Here is a 17,901-nt window from a genome sequence, read left to right as displayed (position 1 = left end):
TGTCCCTAGACAACTGTTACCTATGTCCCTGTGCCATACAGGGTTCCCCGTCCACGCGTTCAACCAGAGGAGCCGCAGTGCTCAGGCCTGATCGCCCGATTCAAGCCTTCAAACAATCCGCGCAGCGCCCATACAAGGTCAGCTCATGACTCTCGACGCTGAACCCCTTCGGCGCCATGTGCTCGATATCCCCCGGGCAGGCATGCACGTCGAACACCCGCTGGCAGCTGGTGCACTGGAAGTGGTGATGGTGGTGCTCGGCCACGCTGGTCGATTCGTAACGCGCGCCTTCGCCGGGCAGGGTGACGATCTTCAGCGCCCCGTCGTCCACCAGTGATTTGAGATTGCGGTACACCGTCGCCATGCCCAGCTGGCTGACCTGCTGGCTGGCGTCGGCGAGGATCTCTTGCGGGGACAATGGGCGGCGTGCGTGCTCGATCGCATGCAGGATGGCGGATTTTTGGCGTGTATTGCGTTGCATAGCCCGAAGAATACCCGAAAGCACCTCAGTTCGGCCAATTTGCGGTTGAAACCTTAATGATAATGGACTATCATTAGTTCTTACTGATAGTGGCTTATCGCTATCATCGCATGTTTATCACTGCCGCGCACGACGCACCATCGTTCACCATCTTCGAGGAATACCATGTCTGACTTCACCTGCAAGCGCACGCCGCTGACCCTGGCGCTGATGCTGGCCTTCGGCGCTCCCCTGGCCGTCCACGCCCAGACCACGCAGTCCACGTCCAGCCGCGCGGCGGCGGATCCGGACAGCGTGCCGACCGTGGTCGTCTCGGCCAGCGCCCTGGGCGTGCTGCACGACGACATGGTCACCCCGGTGACCTCGCTCGGCGGCGGCGAACTGGTGCGCGCGCGCGAATCGACCCTGGGCGAGACCCTGGCCAACCAGCCGGGCATCACCTCCAGCCACTTCGGCGCCGGCGCCAGCCGTCCGGTGNGGTGACCTCGCTCGGCGGCGGCGAACTGGTGCGCGCGCGCGAATCGACCCTGGGCGAGACCCTGGCCAACCAGCCGGGCATCACCTCCAGCCACTTCGGCGCCGGCGCCAGCCGTCCGGTGATCCGCGGCATGGACGGCCCGCGCGTGAAGATCCTGTCCGACGGCGCCGAAATCCAGGACGCCTCGACCATCAGCCCCGACCACGCCGTGGCATTCGAACCTGTGCTGGCTGAGCGCATCGAGGTGCTGCGCGGCCCGTCGGCGCTGGCCTACGGCGGCGGCGCGATCGGCGGGGTGGTGAACATCATCGACCGCAAGATCCCGACCGTGATGCCGGAAAAAGGCATCGAGGGCAGCGCCGAGGTGCGCGCCAACTCGGCCGCGCGCGAAAAGACCGGCGCCTTCGAATTCACGACCGCCGCCGGCAGCAACCTGGCGCTGCACCTGGAAGGCGTCAAGCGCGACGCCGACGACTACCGCGTCGGCAAGGACTGGGCCGAAGGCCGCCACGTGAAGGGCAGCTACAAGGAAACCGAGACCGGCACCGTCGGCCTGTCGTGGATCGGCCAGAACGGCTACCTGGGCGCCTCGTTCACCAAGGAGCGCACCGAATACGGCATCCCGGGCCACAGCCACCTGTTCCACGATTGCCACCCGCACGGCGACCACCTGCACTGCGGCGGCCATGAAGAAGAGGAAGAGGGCCACGAAGGCCACGACCACGACCACGACCACGGCGGAGAGGAGCACGACCATGATCACGAGCACGAGGAAGTGCCGGTCGTGAAACTGGACAGCGAGCGCTGGGACATCCGCGGCGAATACCGCAACCCGGTGGCCGGCATCGAGCGCGTGCGCCTGCGCGCCTCGATCACCGATTACGTCCACGACGAGCTGGAAGACAACGTGGTCTCGACCTCGTTCCGCAACAAGGGCCACGACGCGCGCCTGGAGTTCGTGCACGCGCCGCTGGCCGGCTGGCATGGCGTATTCGGCCTGCAGACCACGCGCCGCGATTTCGAAGCCGTGGGCGAGGAAGCCTACGTGCCGCCGACCCTGACCAAAAAGCACGCCGCTTTCCTGACCGAGGAATACAAGATGGGCGACTGGCGCTTCGAGGCCGGCCTGCGCCACGAGTGGCAGGATATCGAAGTCGATGCGCCGGGCCTGGCGGACACCGATGCGCGCGGCACCTCGGCCTCGGTCGGCGCCGTGTGGAAGCTGGCGCCGGAATACTCGCTGCGCGCTTCGGCATCAACCAGCCACCGCCTGCCGACCGCCGAAGAGCTGTACGCCGACGGCGCCCACCTGGCCACCAGCACCTGGGAGATCGGCAACCAGAACCTGGACAAGGAAACCTCGAACAACGTCGACCTCACCTTCCGCAAATTTGCCGGCGACACCACCTTCTCGCTCAGCGCCTTCCACAACAAGGTCGACAACTACATCTATGCGCGCACGCTGGACAACCATGAAGGCTTCCAGCTGGTGGAATACGCCCAGCGCGACGCCACCTTCACCGGCCTCGAAGGCGAACTGCGCCAGAAGCTGACCTCGAACCTGAGTGCGACCCTGTTCGGCGACTACGTGCGCGCCAGGCTGGATCAGGGCGAGGCCGACGGTAGCCGCAACCTGCCGCGCATTCCGGCCAGCCGCATCGGCGTCAAGCTCGACGGCGAGTGGAACCAATGGCATGGCATGGTCGAGCTGTACCGCGTCGGCAAGCAGGACAAGGTGGCCGACTACGAAACCGAGACCGCGGGCTACAACATGCTCAATATCGGTACTCACTACTCGACCCGCATCGGCGGCGTGCCGACCCAGTTCTATGCGCGCCTGAACAACCTGACCGACGAACTGGCCTTCAGCCACACCTCGTTCATCAAGAACGCGGCGCCGCTGACCGGCCGCAACCTGACCGCAGGGGTGCGCGTCATCTTCTGACCATGATGGTCTCGTCTGCGCACGGCATCAACGTTGCGCAGGCCTTGCAGTAACCGAGCCGGCGCATGGTGAATGCCATGCGCCGGCCTCGTTTCCAGAAAAGGATTCCAGGATATGAAGGATATGAAACCATTAACCAGATTCGCCTGGATCAAGGTCGGCGATTACGCCGGCATCGCGGCCTCGGCCCTGTGCATGGTGCATTGCCTGGCCACGCCGCTGTTGATGATGGCGTTCCCGATGCTGGGACTGGCGCACGAACACGACACTTTCCACGACCTGATGCTGGCGGCGATCAGCCTGCCGGTGCTGCTGGCGCTGCTGCCCGGCTATCTGCGCCACCGCGACCGTAAGGTGCTGGTGCTGGGCGTGCTGGGACTGGGCAGCTTCCTGGCGGCGGTGTTCGTCGTCAGCCCGCTGTATGGCGAAACCGCCGAGGCGGTGGCGGCCGTATTCAGCGGCGTGCTGCTGCTGGGCGCGCATTTCCGTAACCGCCGTCATTGCAAGCGCTGCGCCACGGCGGCGCAGGACAAGCGCGCGAGCGAGGTACGCCCCGCAGGGTGCCGCGGATAGCAATCGCCCCGCCACTATGCATGGCGGGCATGATTCGTTTGAAAATCTACCGATACTCAAATATCATTAGATTTTATTAATCAACGTTTCGTCACCGCGGGTCATGTGCGGCCTGCATCCATCGGCCAGGCACCTTGTCGTCGCGGCATTTACAAGGATTCCGCATGACCGACTTCACCTGCCGTCGCACACCCTTGACCCTGGCCCTGATGCTGGCCCTTGCCCCGGTTGCCGCTCTGGCCCAGGACGCACCGCAAGGGGCGCCGGCCGGTGTCGCCACCGTGGTAGTGTCGGCCAGCGGCCTTGGCGTGGCCGGCGACGACATGGTCACCCCGGTGACCTCGCTCGGCGGCGCCGAACTGGTGCGCACGCGCGAATCGACGCTGGGGGAAACCCTCTCCAGGCTGCCCGGCATCACCTCGACCCACTTCGGCGCCGGCGCCAGCCGCCCGATCATCCGCGGCATGGACGGCCCGCGCGTGAAGATCCTGTCCGACGGCGCCGAGATTCAGGACGCCTCGACCATCAGTCCTGATCACGCCGTCGCTTTTGAACCGGTGCTGGCCGAGCGCATCGAAGTGTTGCGCGGTCCGTCGGCGCTCGCCTATGGCGGGGGCGCGGTGGGCGGCGTGGTGAACATCCTCGACCGCAAGGTGCCGACCGCGATTCCCGCCAACGGCATCGAGGGCAGTGCGGAAGTGCGCGCCAATTCGGCCTTGCGCGAAAAGACCGGCGCCTTCGAAGTGACCGGCGGCAGCGGCAACGTCGCGCTGCACGTGGAAGGCGTCAAGCGCGACGCCGACGACTACCGCGTCGGCAAGGACTGGACCTACGGCGAGCGCGTGGCGGGCAGCTACAAGGAAACCGAGACCGGCAGTGTCGGCGCCTCGTGGATCGGCCAGGACGGCTACCTCGGCGCCGCCTACACCAAGGAGCGCAGCGAATACGGCATCCCGGGCCACGGCTTCGAGAACGCCCTGGGCCAGATCGAGGTGCCGGTGGTGAACCTGGACAGCGAGCGCTGGGACTTGCGCGGCGAGTACCGCGAGCCGGTCGCGGGCATTGAGCGCGTGCGCCTGCGCGCTTCGTTCACCGACTACATCCACGACGAGGTCGAGGGCAGCGCGGTGGCCACCACCTTCAAGAGCAAAGCCCACGATGGCCGCCTGGAATTCGTGCACCGCCCGCTGGCCGGCTGGCACGGCGTGTTCGGTCTGCAAACCACGCGCCGCGACTTCTCGGCGATCGGCGCCGAAGCCTACGTGCCGCCGACGCTGACCAAAAAACACGCCGCCTTCATCACCGAGGAATACAAGCTGCGCGACTGGCGCTTCGAGGCGGCCCTGCGCCACGAGTGGCAGGACGTCGAGGCCGAGGTGGCCGACAAGCCGGATTCCTCGACCCACGGCACTTCGGCTTCGGTGGGCGCGGTATGGAAATTTGCGCCGGAATATTCGCTCGGCGCCTCGCTGTCGCACACGCACCGCCTGCCGACCGCCGAGGAACTGTACGCGGACGGCCCGCACCTGGCCACCAATACCTTCGAGGTCGGCAACCCCAACCTGGCGCGCGAGACCTCCAACAACGTCGACCTCACGCTGCGCAAGCTGGCCGGCCGCACCACGTTTTCGATCAGCGCCTTCCACAACCAGATCAACGACTACATCTATTCGCAGTCGCGCGGCAGCTTCGACGGCCTGCAGCTGATCAACTACGCCCAGCGCGACGCCACCTTCACCGGCCTCGAAGGCGAGATCAGCCACAACCTGCCGTCCTCAATCCTGAGTTCGCTCACTGCGACGCTGTTCGGCGACGTCGTGCGAGCCCGCTTCGACGAAAACAGCGGTGCAGGAAGCCGCGAGATTCCGCGTACCCCGGCGCACCGCATCGGCGTGCGCCTGGAAGGCGCATGGAACGCCTGGAACGGCTCGGTCGAGCTGGTGCGCGTGGGCGAGCAGGACCGGCTGGCCGACTTCGAGACCGTTACCGCCGGCTACACCATGCTCAACCTGAGCACCCACTACGCCACCCGCATCGGCGGCCTGCCGGCGCAACTGTACGCGCGCCTGAACAACGCCACCGACCGCCTGGCCTTCAGCCACACCTCGTTCATCAAGGACGTGGCGCCACTCACCGGCCGCAATGTCACGGCCGGCCTGCGCGTGTTGTTCTGATCACTGCGGTCCGGCCAGCGAGCGGATCTGGTAGCGGTACTGCTCGCCGAACAGGAAGGTCTCGGTAAACGTCATCGCCGCGCCGCGTGGCATCAAGCCGTCGGGCCGCGGCAGCGGTCCGCTGCGGCGCAAGGATGCGAGCGCCACCTCCGAGGCGCCGGGATCGCGTGAACGTTGCACCTGGACGTCGGTCAGCTGGCCCTGGTCGTCGACCGTGATGTTCAGCACCACGATCGCCGGCAGCATCGGCGGCAACCGGCCGTCGAAGATGCGTTCGGGGTTGCGGTGCATGATGTGGCGCGCCACATCCGCCTTGTAGGCGTCGAGCGTGCGCGATGCGGGAAGGGCCGGTGCCGGCAGCGGATCGGCCGTCACGCTGACGGCGGATGGCGCCGGTGGCGCTGCGGGCGGCGCGCTGCCGCATCCGGATAGCGCTGCACATATCGCCAGCGCACAGAGAATCAGGAAAGTGCTGCGAAGGGATGCGAAGTTGAGCGTCTTCATGGGATGCACGACCGTCGGGGCAGCGCCAAAAGTAGCGCTACCGTTCGACTGGTCCGTGCATGCCGAGTTCCAGCGGCCGGCGTCTCGCACGCCGGCGTCTTGCGCTTACGCGAACAGGCGCTGCAATTCCTGGCCCGGGTTTTCAGCGCGCATGAAGGCTTCGCCGACCAGGAAGGCGTGCACGTCGGCCGCGCGCATGCGCGCCACGTCGGCCTGGCCCAGGATGCCCGACTCGGTCACCACCAGGCGGTCTTGCGGAATGCGATCGAGCAGGCCGAGCGTGGTGTCGAGGGTGACGTCGAAGGTGCGCAGGTTGCGGTTGTTGATGCCGACCAGGCGCGTCTGCAGCTTGAGCGCGGCATCGAGTTCTTCGCCGTCGTGCACTTCGACCAGCACGTCCATGCCGAGCTCGCGCGCGCAGGCTTCCAGGTCGGCCATCAGGCCATGGTCGAGCGCGGCCACGATCAAGAGAATCGCATCGGCCCCCATCGCGCGCGCTTCGTACACCTGGTACAGGTCGACCATGAAGTCCTTGCGCAGCACCGGCAGGCTGCATGCGGCGCGCGCCTGCATCAGGTAGTCGACTGAACCCTGGAAGAACTGGACGTCGGTCAGCACCGACAGGCAGGCCGCGCCGTGCTCGGCGTAGCTGGCGGCGATCGCGGCCGGCTGGAAGTCGGGGCGCAGCACGCCTTTCGACGGCGAGGCCTTCTTGACCTCGGCAATCACGCCGGCATGGCCGGCCGCGATTTTCGCGCGCAGCCCTTGTTCGAAGCCGCGGATGGTGCGGCGCGCCTCAAGGTCGCTTTCGACGTCGCGGCGCAGGCTGTGCAGGTCGCGGTGCTTGCGCGCGGCGGCCACTTCATCGGCCTTCACGGCCAGGATCTTGTTCAGGATGTCGGACATGGTCGTTCTCTGCAGTTCAATCTCTGATAAGGGTGTCAGTTGGCCGCGCCCAGCTGGCGCGTGACCTGCACGAACTGCTCCAGCTTGGCCATGGCGGCGCCGGAGGCGATCGCCGCGCGTGCACGGGCCAAACCGTCCTCGATCGAGGCGGCGACGCCCGCCGCGTACAGTGCGGTGCCGGCGTTCAGGGCCACGATGTCGTGCGCCGGACCCGGCTCGCCGCGCAGCGCTTCCAGCACGCGGGTCTTCGATTCGTCGCAGTTGGCGACCTTCAGGTTGCGGCTCGAGATCATCGACAGGCCGAAGTCTTCCGGGTGGATTTCGTATTCGCGGATCTCTCCGTTCACCAGTTCACCGACCAGGGTGCCGGCGCCGAGCGAGACTTCGTCCATATTGTCGCGGCCCCACACCACCAGCGCATGCTGGGCGCCGAGGCGCTGCAGCACGCGCACCTGGATGCCGACCAGGTCGGGGTGGAACACGCCCATCAGGATATTGGGCGCGCCGGCCGGGTTGGTCAGCGGGCCGAGGATGTTGAAGATGCTGCGCACGCCCAGTTCCTTGCGCACCGGCGCCACGTGCTTCATGGCCGCGTGGTGATTCGGGGCGAACATGAAGCCGATGCCGGTCTGGGCGATCGATTGCGCGATCTGCTCGGGCTTCAGGTCGATGTGGGCGCCGAGCGACTCGATCACGTCGGCGCTGCCGGACGAGGACGAGACGCTGCGCCCGCCGTGCTTGGCCACGCGCGCGCCGGCGGCCGCGGCCACGAACATCGACGCGCTCGAGATGTTGAAGGTGTTGGCGCCGTCGCCGCCGGTGCCGACGATGTCGAGCAGGTTGGTGGTGTCGGCCATCGGCACCTTGGTCGAGAATTCGCGCATGACCTGGGCCGCGGCGGTAATTTCACCGATGGTTTCCTTCTTCACGCGCAGGCCCATGGTGAGCGCGGCGACCATGGTCGGGGACATCTCGCCCGACATGATGCTTCGGAACAGCGACAGCATCTCGTCGTGGAAGATCTCGCGGTGTTCGATGCAGCGCAGCAGGGCTTCTTGTGGGGTGATCGGCATGATGGTTCCGTTTCGTCTGGACGTGGTTCGGCACGCGCCACCTTGGTGGCGCGCGCAGGGGCGCATCAGCGCGCGAGGAAGTTCTTGAACAGCGCGTGGCCGTGTTCGGACAGGATCGACTCAGGGTGGAACTGCACCCCCTCGATGTCGTACTCCTTGTGCCGCACGCCCATGATCTCGCCGTCGTCGGTCCACGCCGTCACTTCCAGGCACGAAGGCAGCGAAGCGCGTTCGATCGCCAGCGAGTGATAACGGATCACGGTGAATGGCGACGGCAGGTCCTTGAACACGCCATCGCCGGTATGCGCGATCTGCGAGGTCTTGCCGTGCATGACCTGCTTGGCGCGGATCACGTTGCCGCCGAACGCTTCGCCGATCGCCTGGTGGCCCAGGCACACGCCCAGGATCGGCAGCTTGCCCTTGAATTCGCGCAGGATGTCGAGCGAGATGCCGGCATCTTTCGGCGCCTTCGGGCCGGGCGAGATGCAGATGCGGTCCGGGTTGATGGCCGCGATCTGTTCGAGCGTGATCTCGTCGTTGCGCACGGTGCGCACTTCTTCACCCAGCTCGCCGAAGTACTGCACGATGTTGTAGGTGAAGGAATCGTAGTTGTCGATCATCAGCAGCATGTCAGAACTCCCCATCCAGGCCGTCTTGCACTTGCTCGGCCGCGCGCAGCACGGCGCGCGCCTTGTTTTCGGTTTCCTGCCATTCCATCTCGGGGATCGAATCGGCCACGATGCCGGCCGCGGCCTGCACGTACAGGTTGCCGTCCTTGATCACGCCGGTGCGGATCGCGATCGCCACGTCCATCTCGCCGCCAAACGACAGGTAGCCGCAGGCGCCGCCGTAGATGCCGCGCTTCACCGGCTCGAGTTCATCAATCACTTCCATCGCCCGCACCTTGGGTGCGCCGGTCAGGGTGCCGGCCGGGAAGGTGGCGCGCAGCACGTCCAGGTTCGACATGCCTTCCTTGAGCTTGCCCTCGACGTTGGAGACGATGTGCTGCACGTGCGAGTATTTTTCGATGACCATGCGGTCGGTGACCTTGACGCTGCCGGTGTCGGCGATGCGGCCGATGTCGTTGCGCGCCAGGTCGATCAGCATCACGTGCTCGGCGATCTCTTTCGGGTCGGCCAGCAGTTCTGCCGCCAGTTCGGCGTCGCGTTCCGGCGTGGCGCCGCGCGGGCGGGTGCCGGCGATCGGGCGCAGCGTGACCTTGCGCCCGCCTTCCGGCTGCGGCAGGGTTTCGTTGCGCACCAAAATCTCGGGCGACGAACCGACGATCTGCATGTCGCCGAAGTTGTAGTAGTACATGTACGGCGACGGGTTCAGCGAACGCAGCGAGCGGTACAGCGACAGCGGCGAATCGACGTAGGGCTTGCGGATGCGCTGGCCGATCTGCACCTGCATCAGGTCGCCGGCCATCACGTATTCGTGGGCTTTCGCCACCGCCTTCAGATAGTCTTCCTTGCTGAAGTCGCGCACCGCTTCGGTGCGCACCGAGCTCGATGTCACCGGCGCGTCGACACTGCGGCGCAGCATCATGCGCAGGTCTTTCAGGCGCTGGCGGCCGCGCGAATAGGCTTCCGGCTGCGACGGGTCGGCGTACACGATCAGGTACAGCTTGCCCGACAGGTTGTCGATCACCGCCAGTTCTTCGGTGACCATCAGCTGGATGTCCGGCAGACCCAGTTCGTCGCGCGGGGCGCTGTGTTCCAGCTTGCGCTCGATGTGGCGCACCGTGTCGTAGCCGAAGTAGCCGGCCAGGCCGCCGCAGAAGCGCGGCATGCCGGGACGCAGGGCGACCTTGAAGCGGGCCTGGAACTGTTCGATGAAGTCGAGCGGGTTGCCGTCGTGGGTTTCGATGACTTCGCCGTGCTTGACCACTTCGGTGCGGTTGCCGCTGGTGCGCACCAGCGTGTGCGCCGGCAGGCCGATGAAGGAGTAGCGTCCGAAACGCTCGCCGCCGACCACCGACTCCAGCAGGAAGGTGTTCTTGCCGGTGTGCTGGGACTGGGCCAGCTTGAGGTACAGCGTGAGCGGGGTTTCGAGATCGGCGAAGGCTTCCGCGATCAGGGGGATGCGGTTGTAGCCCTGGTTGGCCAGCGACTTGAATTCGAGTTCGGTCATGCTTTTCTCCGTGCCGCCAAAGGGAAGAGGGCGGTGGTGTGCTTCAAAAAACCTGCCGGGGCAGTTCGCACGACGCGAACGCGACCAGCAGCAATCGGGACGGGTTATTCAGCCCAGGATTGCCAGCGTCGCCACAGCCAGGCCTCAAGGGCGCCGGCTTGGTTGACAGTGTGTTTTTTGGTGAAAAACATGTATAGATAACTTAGGTAGATAGTTGGTTTGCCGAAGCGTTGTGCGCGCCGATCAGGCGTGCCGCTTCCAGCAGCGAACCAACTATACCATCGGATTTAATTTCTTGTACAGGGCGTCCGTGGTTGTATCCATACGGGACGGTAAGGACGAAGCAGCCGGCGGCGCGCGCGCTTTCGGCGTCGTTGGACGAGTCGCCGATTGCCACCACGCGTGACGGCGCCAGGTCGAACGCCGCGCAGGCGCCCAGCATCGGCATCGGGTCCGGCTTCTTCTTCGCGAACGAATCGCCGCCGAACACGCGCTCGAAATACGGCGCCAGGCCTTTCTGTTCGAGCAGCGGCAGCGTGAACGCGACCGGCTTGTTGGTGACGCACACCAGGCGCAGGCCTTGCGCACGCATGTCCTGCAGGCCTTCGATCACGCCGTCGTACAGCGTGCTGCGCTGGCCGTTGATGGCCAGGTAGTGACGCTGGTAGCCGGCCATCGCTTCCTCGTACGCGGCCTCGACGCGCGTGGCGTCCCAGTCCAGCAGCAGGGCGCCGCGCACCAGCTTTTCGGAGCCCTTGCCGACCAGCGGCTTGATGGTGGCCTGGTCGATCGGCGCCAGGCCGAATTCGGCGCGCATGCCGTTCAGGGCCGCCTCGAAGTCGGGCACCGTGTCGAGCATGGTGCCATCGAGGTCGATGATGACCGCTTGAAGTGCTGCCGCGCCGGGTCGCATTATTTGCCTACCGAATTGGCTACCGTCGCCAGTTCGGCGCGCATGGCGTCGATCACGCCCTTGTAGTCAGGCTTGCCGAAGATGGCGGAACCTGCAACGAAGGTGTCGGCGCCGGCGGCGGCGGCGGCGGCGATGTTCTCGACCTTGATGCCGCCATCGACTTCCAGCAGGATGTCGCGGCCCGATTCGTCGATCATGCGGCGCGCGATCTCGATCTTCTTCAGCGCTTGCGGGATGAACGACTGGCCGCCGAAGCCCGGATTGACCGACATGATCAGGATCATGTCGATCTTGTCCATCACGTGGTCCAGGTGGTGCATCGGAGTCGACGGGTTGAACACCAGGCCGGCCTTGCAGCCGTGGTCGCGGATCAGCTGCAGGGTGCGGTCGATGTGGTCCGACGCTTCCGGGTGGAAGGTGATGATGTTGGCGCCGGCCTTGGCGAAGTCGGGGATGATGCGGTCGACCGGCTTGACCATCAGGTGCACGTCGATCGGCACGTCCACGTGCGGGCGGATCGCCTGGCACACTAGTGGGCCGATGGTCAGGTTCGGGACGTAGTGGTTGTCCATCACGTCGAAGTGGATGATGTCGGCGCCGGCGGCGACGACATTGCGGACTTCCTCGCCCAGGCGGGCGAAATCGGCGGACAGGATGCTGGGGGCGATGCGGTAGGTGGTCATGGGACGGCGGCTAGCGTAAAAGAATCCGCTATTTTACGCCGGTCGCGGCGCTTGCCGCTCACCGGCTGCACCCTTTATCCGCGCCAGTCCGGCGCCGCAGGCGGTATGATTGTCGTTTGCGCCACACGGCGCCAGCCTGGCCGCGCGCCGGGCCTTGTTCACGATCATCCGAGGAAAACCGATGCCTGCCTACGATTTCTCTGTCTCCGTCAAGACGCAATACCTGTCGGAGCAGTCCAATCCCGCCCGCAACCAGTACGTGTTCAGCTACACGATCACGATCCGGAACACGGGCAGCGTCGCCGCGCAGCTGATCTCGCGCCACTGGGTGATCGTCGACGCCAACAACCAGACCCAGGAAGTGCGCGGCCTGGGCGTGGTCGGCCACCAGCCGCTGCTGCAGCCGGGCGAGCAGTTCGAATACTCGAGCGGCACCCAGCTGGCCACCGCCCAGGGTTCGATGCATGGCGAATACTTCTGCGTGGCCGAGGACGGCCACCGCTTCGAAGCCCCGATCCCGGAATTCGTGCTGTCGCCGCCGCAGGCGCTGCACTGATCAGGGCGCGGGCCGGTCGTCGTCCTTCGTTGCGCGCGACTGGCCGGCCGCGTCGGCGTTGTTGTCGACCTCGTCGACCTCCTTGCGGCCCGCGAACATGGTCCACCAGACGATAAACACGAGCAGGAACAGCGCCACGCCGGCTTCCACCATCAAGATCCACATATCGGTCCTATCCATGAACGCAACCCGCTCCAGTGTACCTTTCCTGACTGCGCTCGTCTGCCTGGTGAGCGCCTGTAGCACCACGCCGCAACCGCAGCCCGAGCCGGCCAGGCCGCAGCAGCCGCCGGTGCGGATGCCGCCGCCGGTGGGGCCGGTGGGCGTGCCGCCCGAGCCTCCAGCGCAGCCGCCCGCACCGGAAACGCCGCCGGCGCCGGTTGCGCCGCTGACGCCCACCACCTTCAGCGCGCTGCCCGGCTGGCAGCAGGACGACGTGCGCCAGGCCTGGCCGGCGTTCATGCAGTCGTGCAGCGTGCGGGCCGCGCGCGCGGCCGAGTGGAAAGCGCCCTGCGCGGCGGCGCGCTCGGTTGCCGCCACCGACGCCGGCGCCGTGCGCCGCTTCTTCGAGCAGCACTTCGTGCCGCACCAGGTGCGCAACCCGGACGGCAGCGACACCGGCATGGTCACCGGCTACTACGAAGCCATGCTGCATGGGTCGCGCAAGCGCGGCGGCGCCTACCAGACGCCCCTGTACCGGGTGCCGGACGACCTGATCACCGTCGACCTGGGCAGCATCTATCCCGACCTGAAGAATCGGCGCCTGCGTGGCCGTTTGTCGGGCAAGACGGTGGTGCCGTACGCCAGCCGCGCCGAGATCGACCGGGCGCCGCTGGGTGGCAAGGAACTGTTGTGGGTGAACGATCCGGTCGAGGCGTTCTTCCTCGAGGTGCAGGGCTCCGGCCGCGTGCAACTGGACAGCGGCGAGACGGTGCGCGTCGGCTACGCCGACCAGAACGGCCATCCGTACAAGGCGATCGGGCGCTGGTTCGTGGAGCAGGGCATCCTGCCCTCCAACCAGGTGTCGGGCCAGTCGATCCGCGCCTGGATCGCCGCCAATCCGGCGCGCCGCCAGGAGCTGTTCAACGTCAACCCCAGCTACGTCTTCTTCCGCGAAGAGAAGGTGAGCGACCCGGGCGTGGGGCCGCGCGGCGCGCTGAACGTGCCCTTGACGCCGGGCCGCTCGGTGGCGATCGACCGCAGCATCCTGCCGCTGGGCGCGCCGATCTGGCTGTCGACCACGATGCCGAAGGACGGCGCCACGCTGCAGCGCCTCGTGATGGGGCAGGACGTGGGCGGGGCGATCCGCGGCGCGGTGCGGGCCGATTTCTTCTTCGGCTTCGGGCCGGAAGCGGTGGAAAATGCGGGTCTCATGAAGCAGCAGGGATCGCTGTGGGTGCTGCTGCCGAAATAAGCAGGCCGCATCCCGCAAGCGTTTCAGACCAGGCCGAACCCGCCCAGCAGGGCGCCCGCGCCCAGCAGCCATAACAAATGGATGCGGGTACGCCAGATCACCACCGCGCTGGCGATCGAGAGCAGCCACAGCTTGGGTCCAGCGCCGCCGCCGGCGCTGGCCAGCAGCCAGGCGGTGGACAGCAGCATGCCGATCACCAGCGGCGCCATGCCCTGCTTGAAGGCGCGCACGCCGCGCAGATCGCGGTTGCGGTGCCCCCATTGCGCGACCTGGTAAGTAAAGATGGTGGATGGCAGCAGGATCCCGACCAGGCAGATGAACACGCCGCACACGGCCGCCAGATGGCTGCCGGCGTTCAGCCCGACCTGCCACCCCATCAGCGCCACGAACAGCACGTTCGGGCCGGGCGCGGCCTGGGCCAGGGCGATCGCTTCGTTGAACTGGGTCTGGGTCAGCCAGCCGTGCTGCTCGACCAGGTAGCGGTGCATCTCGGCGCTGGTGGACATGGCGCCGCCGAGCGACATCAGCGACAGGCCCAGGAAGTGGCCGAACAGCGACAGCCAGTCCTGCAGGCCGAGGACGATCTGGTGCGGACTCATGACCGTAGTCCGCGCCAGGCCAGCACGCAACCGAGTCCGCCCAGCGCGAACAGCACCAGCGCCAGCGGCACGCGCACCCAGGCCAGCAGCACGAACGCGGCCACGGCGATGGCGGCGCCCCAGAACAGCGGCACCGGGCTCTTGAACAAGGCGACCGCCAGGCGCGCCGCGGTGGCGGCGATCAGGCCGGCCGACACGGCGGCCATGCCGCGCAGGGCGCCGGCCACGGCCGGGTGATCGGCGTACTGCGCATGCAGGGCCGCCAGCAGCAGCACCAGCAGCAGCGGGAAAGTGATCATGCCCGCCACCGCCGTGATCGCGCCGGCCGCGCCGAAATGGCGCGCGCCGATCACCATGCACAGGTTGACGGCATTCGGGCCCGGCATGACCTGCGCCACCGCCCAGTCCTCGATGAATTCTTCATTGGTCAGCCAGCGCTTGCGTTCGACCAGTTCGCGCTGGATCACGGCCAGTACGCCGCCGAAACCCTGCAGGGCCAGGATGGTGACCGAGAAGAACAGGTCGCCCAGTGAGGCCGGGCCCGGCCTGGGAGCGGCCGGCTGTTGCATCGCGTTCGAATCGGGAAGTCGCATGTTCATGCTCACATTATGGCCGATGCCGCGTGCTATAAGGAGACATTGTGACGCATACGGAAAGCGCTACAATCGCGGCAGTATCGTCTAACCGTTGAAGGGTGTTCCATGGAATATGCTGACCTGCTGATCGAAACCCACGGCAAAGTCGCCGTGATCCGCCTGAACCGTCCGAAAGCGATGAATGCGCTGAACGACAACATGATGAACGAATTGGGCGTGGCGCTGCGCGGCTTCGACCAGGATCCGGGCGTGAACGTCATCATCCTGACGGGCAGCGACAAGGCCTTCGCCGCCGGCGCCGACATCGCGGCCATGGCCAACTACGATTACCGCGAGACTTACGGCAACGACTACATCGGCCGCAACTGGGAACACATCCTCGACATCCGCAAACCGGTGATCGGGGTCGTCTCCGGCTACTGCCTGGGTGGCGGCTGCGAACTGGCGATGATGTGCGACTTCCTGATCGCGGCCGACAACGCCAAATTCGGCCAGCCCGAAATCAAGGTCGGCGTCACCCCGGGTGCGGGCGGCACCCAGCGCCTGCCGCGCGCGATCTCCAAGTCGAAGGCGATGGACATGCTGCTCACCACGCGCATGATCGACGCGGTCGAGGCCGAGCGCACCGGGCTGGTGTCGCGTATCTATCCGGCGGCCGAGGTGATGGCCGAGGCGCTGAAGGTTGCGCAAGGCATTGCCGAGATGCCGGTGTCGGTGGCCATGCAGATCAAGGATTGCGTCAACCAGGCCTACCAGATGCCGTTGAGCGAAGGCGTGCGCTACGAGCGCCGCTACTTCCACGCCGGCTTCGGTACGCCGGCCCAGAAAGAGGGCATGGCGGCCTTCCTCGAGAAGCGCAAGCCGGAATTCGACGGACTGTAAGCCGTGGGGGCCTCGCGCAGGCTATTGGTGCTGGTACCGGTGGCGATGCTGGCCGCCGGGATGACGCTCGCCAGCTGTTCGGCACTGCCGGTGCTGCCGCCGCGCGCGGCCAGCACGGCGCTGGTCGACACCGGCGACACCCGGCTGGGCAAGGCGGTGCTGGCGGGGACCATGGCGCATCCAGGTCTGGCCGGCATCCATCCGCTCAGCGACGGCCGCAACGCCTTTGCCGCGCGCGCGATGCTGGCGCAGGCGGCCGAGCGCAGCCTGGACGTGCAGTATTACATCTGGCGCAACGACACCACCGGCATGCTGATGTTCGACGCCCTGAAGGCGGCAGCCGATCGCGGCGTGCGGGTGCGGCTGCTGCTCGACGATAACAATACGGCCGGGCTGGATGCGGTATTGGCGCAGCTGGACGCGCATCCGCACATCGAAATCCGGTTGTTCAATCCGTTTGCGATCCGCAGCGCGCGCTATCTGGGCTTCGTGACCGACTTCGGGCGCCTGAACCGGCGCATGCACAATAAATCGTTCACGGCCGATAACCAGGTCACGATCGTGGGCGGGCGCAATATCGGCAACGAGTATTTTGGCGCGGCGGGCGATATCTCGTTTGCCGACCTCGATGTGATCGTGGCCGGGCCGGTGGTGCGCGCGGTGTCGGACGATTTCGACCGTTATTGGAATAGCAGCTCCGCCTATCCAATGGCTGCAATGGTGCCGCATCCCGAAGCGGCGCCCCCGCGCAAAGCGGATGCGGAAGCTGCGACTTATCTGGAAGCGGTCAAGCGCTCGACCTTCATGAAGCAGCTGAGTGCCGGGACGCTGCCGTTTGAATGGGCGCACACGCGGCTGGTCAGCGACGATCCGGCCAAGGTGGTGGGCAAGGCGCCGGAAGAAACGAAAATCGCGCACAAGCTCAAGAAGCTCCTTGGTGAGCCGAAACGCAGCCTGGACCTGGTGTCGCCGTATTTCGTGCCGGGCAAAGAGGGCGCCGAAGCCGTCGCCGATCTGGCGCGCCAGGGAGTGCGGATCCGGATACTGACCAATTCGCTGGAAGCGACCGACGTCGCGGCCGTCCATGCCGGCTATGCGAAATGGCGCAAGCCTTTGCTCGAAGCCGGCGTCAGCTTGTATGAGTTGCGCCGCGAATGGACCGACGAGCCAAGCCGCGAGCAGCGCCGGGGCGCGTTCGGTAGTTCGGATGCCAGCCTGCATGCCAAGACCATTGCCGCCGATGGCAATCGCATCTTCGTCGGGTCGTTCAATTTCGACCAGCGCTCGATTCATCTGAATACCGAGATGGGGCTGGTGATCGACAGCGTGGCGCTGGCGAGCCAGCTGACCAGCACGCTGGATAATCGGATGCCGACGCGCGCCTATGAAGTGCGTGTCGACGAGAAAGGCAAGCTGCACTGGATCGAACGGCCGAACGGCAAGGAAGTCCGGCATGACGTCGAGCCGGGAACCACCTGGTGGAAAAGGGCTGCCGTAAGAGGGCTGTCCTGGCTCCCGATCGACTGGCTGTTGTAGCGTCCACACAGCAAAAATACCCTCTTGCGAACTCATCAGTAAATGCGCTATAGTTCGCCTCCGCTTCGGCAATGACCCAAAAGTGTTAACGTAATCAAGTAGTTACGTTGGCACAGGTTCACAGAGAAATCTGAGTCGAAGCAAACAAGGGGTTGACGAAGATCGCGAAACACTGCATAATCTCATTCCTCTGCTGCTGACGAACACAACGATTCGCAACGATGCAGCAAGGCAGTACCGAATACAGTTCCTTTAAAAATTAACAGTCGATAAGTGTGGGCGTTTGATGAAGGTGCCGGCTGACTTGTTCAGCCGCATACTTAAATTATCAAATGTTCACAAAAAGTATTAACGTTGTCTCAGCAATGAGATAACGGTCAGTATTTTGAGTGAGCGACTCCGCAGCAATGCGGATGACTCGAAAGAGTCAACAAACAGAGATTAAACTGAAGAGT

General features: G+C 65.6%; 18 protein-coding genes. 7 read left to right on the top strand and 11 right to left on the bottom strand.

Going from position 1 to position 17,901, the window contains the following annotated elements; all coding sequences use genetic code 11:
* Positions 1 to 100: 100 nt before the first annotated feature.
* Positions 101 to 481, bottom strand: a complete 381-nt coding sequence (locus QPK27_RS24485; RefSeq protein WP_290420773.1) for a Fur family transcriptional regulator — start codon at positions 479 to 481, stop codon at positions 101 to 103.
* A gap of 479 nt (positions 482 to 960) precedes the next feature.
* Between QPK27_RS24485 and QPK27_RS24475 the strand changes: the two genes are divergently transcribed.
* The 3 genes from QPK27_RS24475 (at position 961) to QPK27_RS24465 (ending at position 5,651) form a co-directional block, all read left to right on the top strand.
* A complete protein-coding gene (locus QPK27_RS24475) occupies positions 961 to 2,904 on the top strand; it encodes a TonB-dependent receptor domain-containing protein (RefSeq protein WP_290420772.1) in 1,944 nt (647 codons plus the stop codon).
* Positions 2,905 to 3,027: 123 nt separating this feature from the next.
* Positions 3,028 to 3,477, top strand: a complete 450-nt coding sequence (locus QPK27_RS24470; protein ID WP_290420771.1) for a MerC domain-containing protein — start codon at positions 3,028 to 3,030, stop codon at positions 3,475 to 3,477.
* A gap of 164 nt (positions 3,478 to 3,641) precedes the next feature.
* Positions 3,642 to 5,651: a TonB-dependent receptor domain-containing protein gene (locus tag QPK27_RS24465; protein ID WP_290420770.1), complete on the top strand. Its 2,010-nt coding sequence runs from the start codon at positions 3,642 to 3,644 to the stop codon at positions 5,649 to 5,651.
* On the opposite strand, the gene QPK27_RS24460 is transcribed toward QPK27_RS24465, so the two are convergent.
* The 7 genes from QPK27_RS24460 to rpe form a co-directional block, all read right to left on the bottom strand.
* Positions 5,652 to 6,155, bottom strand: a complete 504-nt coding sequence (locus tag QPK27_RS24460; protein WP_290420769.1) for a hypothetical protein — start codon at positions 6,153 to 6,155, stop codon at positions 5,652 to 5,654.
* Positions 6,156 to 6,260: 105 nt separating this feature from the next.
* Positions 6,261 to 7,061 (bottom strand): indole-3-glycerol phosphate synthase TrpC, encoded by an 801-nt coding sequence (trpC, locus tag QPK27_RS24455; protein WP_290420768.1) that lies wholly within the window; start codon positions 7,059 to 7,061, stop codon positions 6,261 to 6,263.
* 35 nt (positions 7,062 to 7,096) lie between these two features.
* Positions 7,097 to 8,134 carry an anthranilate phosphoribosyltransferase gene (trpD, locus tag QPK27_RS24450; protein WP_290420767.1) on the bottom strand — a complete coding sequence of 346 codons (1,038 nt, stop codon included), beginning with the start codon at positions 8,132 to 8,134 and terminating at the stop codon, positions 7,097 to 7,099.
* A gap of 65 nt (positions 8,135 to 8,199) precedes the next feature.
* Positions 8,200 to 8,763, bottom strand: a complete 564-nt coding sequence (locus QPK27_RS24445) for an aminodeoxychorismate/anthranilate synthase component II (protein WP_290420766.1) — start codon at positions 8,761 to 8,763, stop codon at positions 8,200 to 8,202.
* 1 nt (position 8,764) lies between these two features.
* Positions 8,765 to 10,267, bottom strand: a complete 1,503-nt coding sequence (gene trpE / locus QPK27_RS24440; RefSeq protein ID WP_290420765.1) for an anthranilate synthase component I — start codon at positions 10,265 to 10,267, stop codon at positions 8,765 to 8,767.
* Positions 10,268 to 10,469: 202 nt separating this feature from the next.
* Positions 10,470 to 11,180: a phosphoglycolate phosphatase gene (locus QPK27_RS24435; protein WP_290420764.1), complete on the bottom strand. Its 711-nt coding sequence runs from the start codon at positions 11,178 to 11,180 to the stop codon at positions 10,470 to 10,472.
* Positions 11,180 to 11,863, bottom strand: coding sequence for a ribulose-phosphate 3-epimerase (rpe, locus tag QPK27_RS24430; RefSeq protein WP_290420763.1), 684 nt, complete (start codon positions 11,861 to 11,863; stop codon positions 11,180 to 11,182). Before rpe ends, QPK27_RS24435 begins: the two co-directional genes overlap by 1 nt.
* Before the next feature lie 181 nt (positions 11,864 to 12,044).
* Here rpe and apaG point away from each other — a divergent pair, with 181 nt between their 5' ends.
* Positions 12,045 to 12,419 (top strand): Co2+/Mg2+ efflux protein ApaG, encoded by a 375-nt coding sequence (gene apaG, locus QPK27_RS24425; RefSeq protein ID WP_290420762.1) that lies wholly within the window; start codon positions 12,045 to 12,047, stop codon positions 12,417 to 12,419.
* Here the strand turns inward: apaG and QPK27_RS24420 are convergent, their stop codons facing one another.
* Complete coding sequence (locus QPK27_RS24420; protein ID WP_290420774.1) at positions 12,420 to 12,599, bottom strand: hypothetical protein; 180 nt, start codon at positions 12,597 to 12,599, stop codon at positions 12,420 to 12,422.
* On the opposite strand from QPK27_RS24420, the gene QPK27_RS24415 reads away from it, so the two are divergent.
* Positions 12,598 to 13,833 carry a murein transglycosylase A gene (locus tag QPK27_RS24415; protein WP_290420761.1) on the top strand — a complete coding sequence of 412 codons (1,236 nt, stop codon included), beginning with the start codon at positions 12,598 to 12,600 and terminating at the stop codon, positions 13,831 to 13,833. The genes QPK27_RS24420 and QPK27_RS24415 overlap by 2 nt on opposite strands.
* Before the next feature lie 23 nt (positions 13,834 to 13,856).
* Here the strand turns inward: QPK27_RS24415 and QPK27_RS24410 are convergent, their stop codons facing one another.
* Both QPK27_RS24410 and QPK27_RS24405 read right to left on the bottom strand, forming a co-directional pair.
* Positions 13,857 to 14,432, bottom strand: a complete 576-nt coding sequence (locus QPK27_RS24410) for a chromate transporter (RefSeq protein ID WP_290420760.1) — start codon at positions 14,430 to 14,432, stop codon at positions 13,857 to 13,859.
* Complete coding sequence (locus QPK27_RS24405; protein WP_290420759.1) at positions 14,429 to 15,031, bottom strand: chromate transporter; 603 nt, start codon at positions 15,029 to 15,031, stop codon at positions 14,429 to 14,431. The genes QPK27_RS24410 and QPK27_RS24405 overlap by 4 nt, the downstream gene beginning before the upstream one ends.
* 102 nt (positions 15,032 to 15,133) lie before the next feature.
* On the opposite strand from QPK27_RS24405, the gene QPK27_RS24400 reads away from it, so the two are divergent.
* The gene (locus QPK27_RS24400) at positions 15,134 to 15,910 is read left to right on the top strand and encodes an enoyl-CoA hydratase (protein ID WP_290420758.1); all 777 of its coding nucleotides are present in this window, start codon (positions 15,134 to 15,136) and stop codon (positions 15,908 to 15,910) included.
* A 45-nt stretch (positions 15,911 to 15,955) separates the two neighbouring features.
* Positions 15,956 to 17,446: a phospholipase D family protein gene (locus QPK27_RS24395; protein WP_308633619.1), complete on the top strand. Its 1,491-nt coding sequence runs from the start codon at positions 15,956 to 15,958 to the stop codon at positions 17,444 to 17,446.
* Positions 17,447 to 17,901 lie beyond the last annotated feature (455 nt).

It is taken from the genome of Massilia sp. YIM B02443 (assembly GCF_030411955.1).
Taxonomy (GTDB): Bacteria; Pseudomonadota; Gammaproteobacteria; order Burkholderiales; family Burkholderiaceae_D; genus Telluria.
Note: the sequence above shows the minus strand (reverse complement) of the source record. Positions and strands in the feature narration are given on the sequence as shown.

Coding starts and splice junctions, on each gene's coding strand:
- QPK27_RS24410 (WP_290420760.1), bottom strand. CDS start 14,432: ATGAGTCCGCACCAGATCGTCCTCGGCCTGCAGGACTGGCTGTCGCTG.
- QPK27_RS24465 (WP_290420770.1), top strand. CDS start 3,642: ATGACCGACTTCACCTGCCGTCGCACACCCTTGACCCTGGCCCTGATG.
- apaG (WP_290420762.1), top strand. CDS start 12,045: ATGCCTGCCTACGATTTCTCTGTCTCCGTCAAGACGCAATACCTGTCG.
- QPK27_RS24445 (WP_290420766.1), bottom strand. CDS start 8,763: ATGCTGCTGATGATCGACAACTACGATTCCTTCACCTACAACATCGTG.
- QPK27_RS24485 (WP_290420773.1), bottom strand. CDS start 481: ATGCAACGCAATACACGCCAAAAATCCGCCATCCTGCATGCGATCGAG.
- QPK27_RS24415 (WP_290420761.1), top strand. CDS start 12,598: ATGAACGCAACCCGCTCCAGTGTACCTTTCCTGACTGCGCTCGTCTGC.
- trpC (WP_290420768.1), bottom strand. CDS start 7,061: ATGTCCGACATCCTGAACAAGATCCTGGCCGTGAAGGCCGATGAAGTG.
- QPK27_RS24460 (WP_290420769.1), bottom strand. CDS start 6,155: ATGAAGACGCTCAACTTCGCATCCCTTCGCAGCACTTTCCTGATTCTC.
- QPK27_RS24395 (WP_308633619.1), top strand. CDS start 15,956: ATGCTGGCCGCCGGGATGACGCTCGCCAGCTGTTCGGCACTGCCGGTG.
- QPK27_RS24405 (WP_290420759.1), bottom strand. CDS start 15,031: ATGAACATGCGACTTCCCGATTCGAACGCGATGCAACAGCCGGCCGCT.
- trpE (WP_290420765.1), bottom strand. CDS start 10,267: ATGACCGAACTCGAATTCAAGTCGCTGGCCAACCAGGGCTACAACCGC.
- QPK27_RS24420 (WP_290420774.1), bottom strand. CDS start 12,599: ATGGATAGGACCGATATGTGGATCTTGATGGTGGAAGCCGGCGTGGCG.
- QPK27_RS24400 (WP_290420758.1), top strand. CDS start 15,134: ATGGAATATGCTGACCTGCTGATCGAAACCCACGGCAAAGTCGCCGTG.
- rpe (WP_290420763.1), bottom strand. CDS start 11,863: ATGACCACCTACCGCATCGCCCCCAGCATCCTGTCCGCCGATTTCGCC.
- trpD (WP_290420767.1), bottom strand. CDS start 8,134: ATGCCGATCACCCCACAAGAAGCCCTGCTGCGCTGCATCGAACACCGC.
- QPK27_RS24470 (WP_290420771.1), top strand. CDS start 3,028: ATGAAACCATTAACCAGATTCGCCTGGATCAAGGTCGGCGATTACGCC.
- QPK27_RS24435 (WP_290420764.1), bottom strand. CDS start 11,180: ATGCGACCCGGCGCGGCAGCACTTCAAGCGGTCATCATCGACCTCGAT.